Source organism: Variovorax sp. YR752 (assembly GCF_943372545.1).
In genome coordinates this window covers 1-5,323 of sequence record NZ_CALRZC010000361.1, presented here as the reverse complement: position 1 = coordinate 5,323, position 5,323 = coordinate 1, and the positions used below count along the sequence as shown (strand labels likewise).

4 protein-coding genes and 2 pseudogenes are annotated in these 5,323 nt (G+C 71.9%); 4 read left to right on the top strand and 2 right to left on the bottom strand.

What is annotated here, in order from left to right; translation table 11 throughout:
* Positions 1–342 (bottom strand): annotated as a pseudogene (locus AAG801_RS40110) (ABC transporter substrate-binding protein); the annotation flags it as partial.
* 147 nt (positions 343–489) lie between these two features.
* On the opposite strand from AAG801_RS40110, the gene AAG801_RS40105 reads away from it, so the two are divergent.
* Genes AAG801_RS40105 through AAG801_RS40090 form a run of 4 tightly spaced genes read left to right on the top strand, consistent with a single transcriptional unit; the run spans position 490 to position 4,923 of the window.
* Positions 490–1,722: an acyl-CoA dehydrogenase family protein gene (locus AAG801_RS40105; RefSeq protein WP_341893450.1), complete on the top strand. Its 1,233-nt coding sequence runs from the start codon at positions 490–492 to the stop codon at positions 1,720–1,722.
* On the top strand, positions 1,719–2,690 hold the full coding sequence (locus tag AAG801_RS40100; protein ID WP_341893449.1) for an ABC transporter substrate-binding protein: 972 nt from the start codon (positions 1,719–1,721) through the stop codon (positions 2,688–2,690). Before AAG801_RS40105 ends, AAG801_RS40100 begins: the two co-directional genes overlap by 4 nt.
* A complete protein-coding gene (locus AAG801_RS40095; protein WP_341893448.1) occupies positions 2,687–3,286 on the top strand; it encodes a cysteine dioxygenase in 600 nt (199 codons plus the stop codon). Before AAG801_RS40100 ends, AAG801_RS40095 begins: the two co-directional genes overlap by 4 nt.
* Positions 3,283–4,923: a rhodanese-related sulfurtransferase gene (locus tag AAG801_RS40090; protein ID WP_341893447.1), complete on the top strand. Its 1,641-nt coding sequence runs from the start codon at positions 3,283–3,285 to the stop codon at positions 4,921–4,923. Before AAG801_RS40095 ends, AAG801_RS40090 begins: the two co-directional genes overlap by 4 nt.
* A gap of 69 nt (positions 4,924–4,992) precedes the next feature.
* Here AAG801_RS40090 and AAG801_RS40085 read toward each other — a convergent pair.
* Positions 4,993–5,323 (bottom strand): annotated as a pseudogene (locus AAG801_RS40085) (ATP-dependent helicase); the annotation flags it as partial.

Sequence of the window (5,323 nt, the reverse complement as noted above, 5' to 3'; positions counted from 1 at the left end):
CACGGCCACCAGCCGAACGCTCGACTTCTGCCGCGCCGCGAACACCGGCGGGATCTCGCTGCCCGAGCCCAGGTCGAGTGCATCGCCGTTGATGGCCTCGATGTGCAGCACGCCGTTGTTGAGCTCGCGCCAATCGATCTTGTAGGGCGTGTCGGCCTGGCCCGAGGCCGTGAGCAGCGGGCGCCACAGGCCCTTGTAGGTGCCCACGCGCAGCGTCACGCCCGACAGGTTGGACGGGTCACGCGACGGTGCGGCGGCCTGCGCCACGCCCGACGCAGCCACGCCCCATGCGGCGGCCGCCTGCAGCAGGCGGCGTCGGTCCAACGGGAAATCGGGTGTCATGGCTTGTGTTCTTTCTTCTTCACTCACGCTCGAGGAGAAGCGAGACCGTACCGAGACGGGCCCCGAAAACGAACGCAGAAAAACGAATTTGGATATGCGCGATGCATCCTTCGCGCACTGGCAGTGGGCCTTTACCGTGCGGGCACCATGAGTGCACTCCCCTTGCGCCGCGCGCCGGCCGTTCCTGAAACAGACACCCCGCCCTCCGTCGATCCCGCCGTGCTGGCCCGCCTGTCGGACCAGTTCGCGTCCACGGCGGCCGACCACGACCGCAGCGGCGCCTTTCCGCGGCAGAACTTCGAGGCGTTGCAGGCGCACGGGCTGATCGGCCTCGTCGCGCCTGCCGCGTACGGCGGCGGCGCAGCCACGCTGGCCACGGCGCGCCGCGTGATCGCGGCGGTCGCGCGCGGCGAGCCCGCCACCGCGCTGATCCTCACCATGACCTACCTGCAGCACCAGGCGCTCGCACGCCGCGAGAGCCGCTGGCCCGCGCACCTGCGCGAGCGCGTGGCCCGCGACGCGGTGGCGCACGGCGCGCTCATCAACGCACTGCGCGTGGAGCCCGCGCTGGGCTCTCCGGCGCGCGGCGGCCTGCCCGGCACCGTGGCGCGGCGCGCGCCCGAGGGCTGGCGCATCGACGGCCACAAGCTCTACACGACCGGCATCGAGGGCCTGTCGTGGCTCGCGGTCTGGGCGCGCACCGACGAGGCCGCGCCACGCACCGGCGTGTTCCTGGTGCCGCGCAACGCGCCCGGCATCCGCGTGATCGCGAGCTGGGACCACCTGGGCCTGCGCGCCTCGGGCAGCCACGAGGTGGTGTTCGAAGACGTCGCCATTGCCGCCGACCACGCCGTCGACCTGCGCGCGCCCGCCGACTGGGCGCCCGGCGCCGGCAGCCAGACCGACATCGACGCCCATGCGGCGCAGCAGGCCTGGATGGTCGTGCTGCTGGGCAGCCTCTACGACGCCGTGGCACGTGCCGCGCGCGACTGGCTGGTCGACTTTTTGAACCGGCGCGCGCCCGGCAGCCTCGGCGCGCCGCTGGCCAGCCTGCCGCGCGTGCAGGAGCAGGTGGGCGAGATCGAGGCGCTGCTGCGCACCAACCGCGTGCTGCTCGACGACGCAGCCGCTGCGGTCGACAGCGGCCACACGCCGCCCGCCGCCGACAGCGGCCTGCTCAAGCACACCGTGACCACGCACGCGATCCGCGTGGTCGAGCTGGCGCTGCAGCTGAGCGGCAACCACGGCCTCACGCGCCAGAACCCGCTCGAACGCTACTATCGCGACGTGCTGTGCAGCCGCATCCACACCCCGCAGAACGACGCGATCCTGGTCGCGGCAGGCCAGCGTGCGCTGCAGGCATCGGGAGGTGTCGCATGAGCGCGCTGCAACTCTCCCGCCGCGCCTGGCTCGCGCAAGGCGCCGCGTTGTCGCTTGCCGTGGCCGGCCCGTTGCGCGCAGTGGCGCAGCCCAAGGCCACGCTGGTGCTCGGCGACCAGGCCGGCGGCCTGCGTTCGCTGTTCGAGGCCTCCAAGGCCCTCGATGACGCGCCCTTTGTCTACCGCTGGGCCAACTTCCAGGGCGCCGCGCCGCTGTTCGAGGCACAGCGCAGCGCCGCCGTCGACACCGCGATGGCCGGCGACCTGCCCGTGCTCGCGGCTGCCGTCGGCAAGACGCCGCTGAAGATCGTCGCCACGCGCGTCGGCAAGGCCGAGTCGCTGGGCCTCGTCGTGCAGCCCGACTCGCCGCTGCGCAGCGTGGCCGACCTGCGTGGCAAGACGGTGATCGTCTCGTCGGCGCGCGGCAGCATCTCGCAGTACCAGCTCTACGGCGCGCTCGAAGAGGCCGGCGTGCGGCGCGACGAGGTCACGGTGAAGTTCGTGCTGCCCACCGACGCGGCCGCCGCGTTCGCGTCGAAGCAGATCGACGCCTGGGCCATCTTCGACCCCTACTACGCGATCGCGCTGCAGCAGGGCGGGCGCATCCTGCGCGACGGGCGCGGCATCAACACGGCGCTGGGCTTCATCACCGCGAGCGAGCATTCGCTGGCCGACCCCGCCAAGCGCGAGGCCATCGTGCAGTTTCTCGACCGGCTCGCGCGTGCGGGCGACTGGGCGCTGGCCAACCCCGAGGCGTATGCGCAGGCGTACAGCCAGCTCACGCGGCTGCCCATCGCGTCGGCGCGCCTGATCACGGCGCGCGCCTCGGTCGCAGGACGGCCCGTGAGCGAGGCCGACATCACCGCGCTGCAGACCGTGGCCGACCGCTCGGCGCGCGACGGTATCCTTCCTGTGCGCGTGGACGTGCGCGCCATTACCGACACCCAACTCTGGAAACGCCCCGCATGATTGCTCCGCTGCGCGATTTCGTCGGCGCCTTCGGCCGGCTGCTCGACAGCCAGCCCGACGAGCCGCGCATCCTGTCCGAAGGCGGCGCGCTGCTGCGCACGCTGGTGGCGCGCGACGACTGGCTGCCCGACGCCTTCGCCGTGGCCGACCCGACCTACTACCAGCAGTTTCTGCTGCACGCCGACAGCACTGAGCGCTTCTCGGTCGTGAGCTTCGTCTGGGGACCGGGCCAGGCCACGCCGATCCACGACCACACGGTGTGGGGCCTCATCGGCATGCTGCGCGGCGCCGAGTACAGCCAGCCTTACGCGCTCGACGCCGGGGGCACCGCGCGGCCCCAGGGCGAGCCGGTGCGGCTCGACGCGGGCCATGTCGAGGCCGTGTCGCCCACCGTGGGCGACCTGCACCGCGTGCACAACGCGCACGTCGACCGGGTGTCGATCAGCATCCACGTGTACGGCGCCAACATCGGCGCCGTGCGTCGCCACACCTATCCGGCCGAAGGCGGGCGCAAGCCCTTCGTCTCCGGTTACTCCAACACGCTGCTGCCCAACTTGTGGGACCGCTCCGCCGAACTCCGTAACACTGCCGCATGACGACGACCGCTATCACTGCCTCCTTTCCCCTGTTGCCCTTCGCCACGCTGCGCGAACGGCTGATCGCGCGCGAAGAAACCGCGCTGCTCGACCTGCGCGAGGAAGACCCGTTCGCGCAGGAGCACCCGCTGTGGGCCGCCAACCTGCCGCTGTCGCGCATCGAGATCGAAGCGTGGCGACGCATTCCGCGGCGCGACACCTTCATCGTGCTGTACGGCGCGCACGACGGTGTCGATCTCACCCCTCTCGCGGCACGCACCTTCGCCGCGCTCGGCTACACGAACGTGCACCTGCTCGACGGCGGCCTCGAGGGCTGGCGCGCGGCGGGCGGCGAGCTGTTCCGCGACGTGAACGTGCCGAGCAAATCGTTCGGTGAACTGGTCGAGCACGAGCGGCACACGCCCTCGCTGTCGGCGCCCGAGGTGAAGGCGCTCATCGACAGTCGCGCCGACGTGGTCGTGCTCGACGCGCGCCGCTTCGACGAATACCAGACCATGAGCATCCCCTCGGCCACCAGCGTGCCCGGCGCGGAGCTGGTGCTGCGCGTGCGCGAGCTCGCACCCGACCCGGCCACACGCGTGATCGTGAACTGCGCGGGCCGCACGCGCAGCATCATCGGCACGCAGTCGCTCGTGAACGCAGGCATTCCGAACCCGGTGGCGGCATTGCGCAATGGCACCATCGGCTGGAAGCTCGCGGGCCAGGTGCTCGACCACGGCGCGGGCCGGCAGGCGCCGGCCGCCGTGTCTGAGACGAACCGCGCGCAGGCACAGGCCGACGCGCGCCGCGTGGCCGACGCCGCGGGCGTGCGCCGCATCGCCCTCGACGCACTCGACACGCTCGAAGCCGCGGGCCGCACTGTGTACCGCTTCGACGTGCGCACGCCCGAGGAATACACCGCCGGCCACCTGCCCGGCTTCGCGAGCGCGCCCGGCGGGCAGCTCGTGCAGGAAACCGACCACCAGGTGCCGGTGCGCGGCGCACGCATCGTGCTGGCCGACGACGATGGCGTGCGCGCATCGATGAGCGCGTCATGGCTCGCGCAGATGGGCTGGGAGGTGTACGTGCTCGATGTGGTGCCGCCGACCGCCGCACTCAGCGAAGCCGGCACGCCGACGTCGGCCTACCCGCCCGTCGCCGTCACGGTCACCGAGATCGCGCCCGAGGCGCTGGCCGCGCTGCTGAAGCAGCAACCCGCCACCGCCGTGATCGACGTGACCACGAGCGCCAACTACGTGAAGCGCCACATTCCCGGCGCCTGGTACGCAATCCGCGCGCAACTCGCGCAGGCGCTCGACAGCCACACGATCCCGTCCGCGCCGCGCTACGTGCTGACCTGCGGCAGCAGCCTGCTCGCACGCTACGCCGCCGCCGACCTGCGCGCCCTGCTCGACGCACGCGGCCAGCGCGATGTGGAGGTGCAGGTGCTCACAGGCGGCAACACCGCCTGGTTCACTGCCGGGCTGCCGGCCGAAACCGGCGAGACCCGCCTGGCCACCGCCCGCACCGACCGCTACCGCCGGCCTTATGAAGGCACCGACGCACCCGCCGAGGCCATGCAGGGCTACCTGGACTGGGAGTACGGGCTGGTGGAACAGCTGGGGCGCGACGGCACGCATCACTTTCGGGTGGCCTGAGGCGCAGAGCGCAGACGAAAAAAAACCGGGCATTGCCCGGTTTTTTCTTTCACTGTGCGAGCCCCCGGCTCAACCCGGCTCGGCCGCCTTGAACAGCGCCGCGACCTTGCGCTTGCTCTTGATGTTGCTCGAGATGCCGCGTGCGGGCGAGGCCTTGGCCGACGCTTCCCAGGCCGGTGCGGCTTCGCGCTCGCCCGATTCGTAGGGCTTGTCGAAGAACGGATCGCGCGGCGCCGACGGTGCGCGGTGCGGGCGACCGCCAGCGCTGCCGCTCATGCTGCGGCGGGGTTCAACGTCGCGGCGTTCGCGCGGCTGGTCGAGCACGTCGCGCGCGTCGCCGGCTTCGCCTTCTTCGCGCCAGTGGCGGCGTCCGTCGTTGATGCGACCGCGCGGGCGGTCT

What these genes read in the sequence shown, in the direction of transcription:
- AAG801_RS40105 (WP_341893450.1), top strand. Translation starts at nt 490, where the DNA reads ATGAGTGCACTCCCCTTGCGCCGCGCGCCGGCCGTTCCTGAAACAGAC.
- AAG801_RS40100 (WP_341893449.1), top strand. Translation starts at nt 1,719, where the DNA reads ATGAGCGCGCTGCAACTCTCCCGCCGCGCCTGGCTCGCGCAAGGCGCC.
- AAG801_RS40095 (WP_341893448.1), top strand. Translation starts at nt 2,687, where the DNA reads ATGATTGCTCCGCTGCGCGATTTCGTCGGCGCCTTCGGCCGGCTGCTC.
- AAG801_RS40090 (WP_341893447.1), top strand. Translation starts at nt 3,283, where the DNA reads ATGACGACGACCGCTATCACTGCCTCCTTTCCCCTGTTGCCCTTCGCC.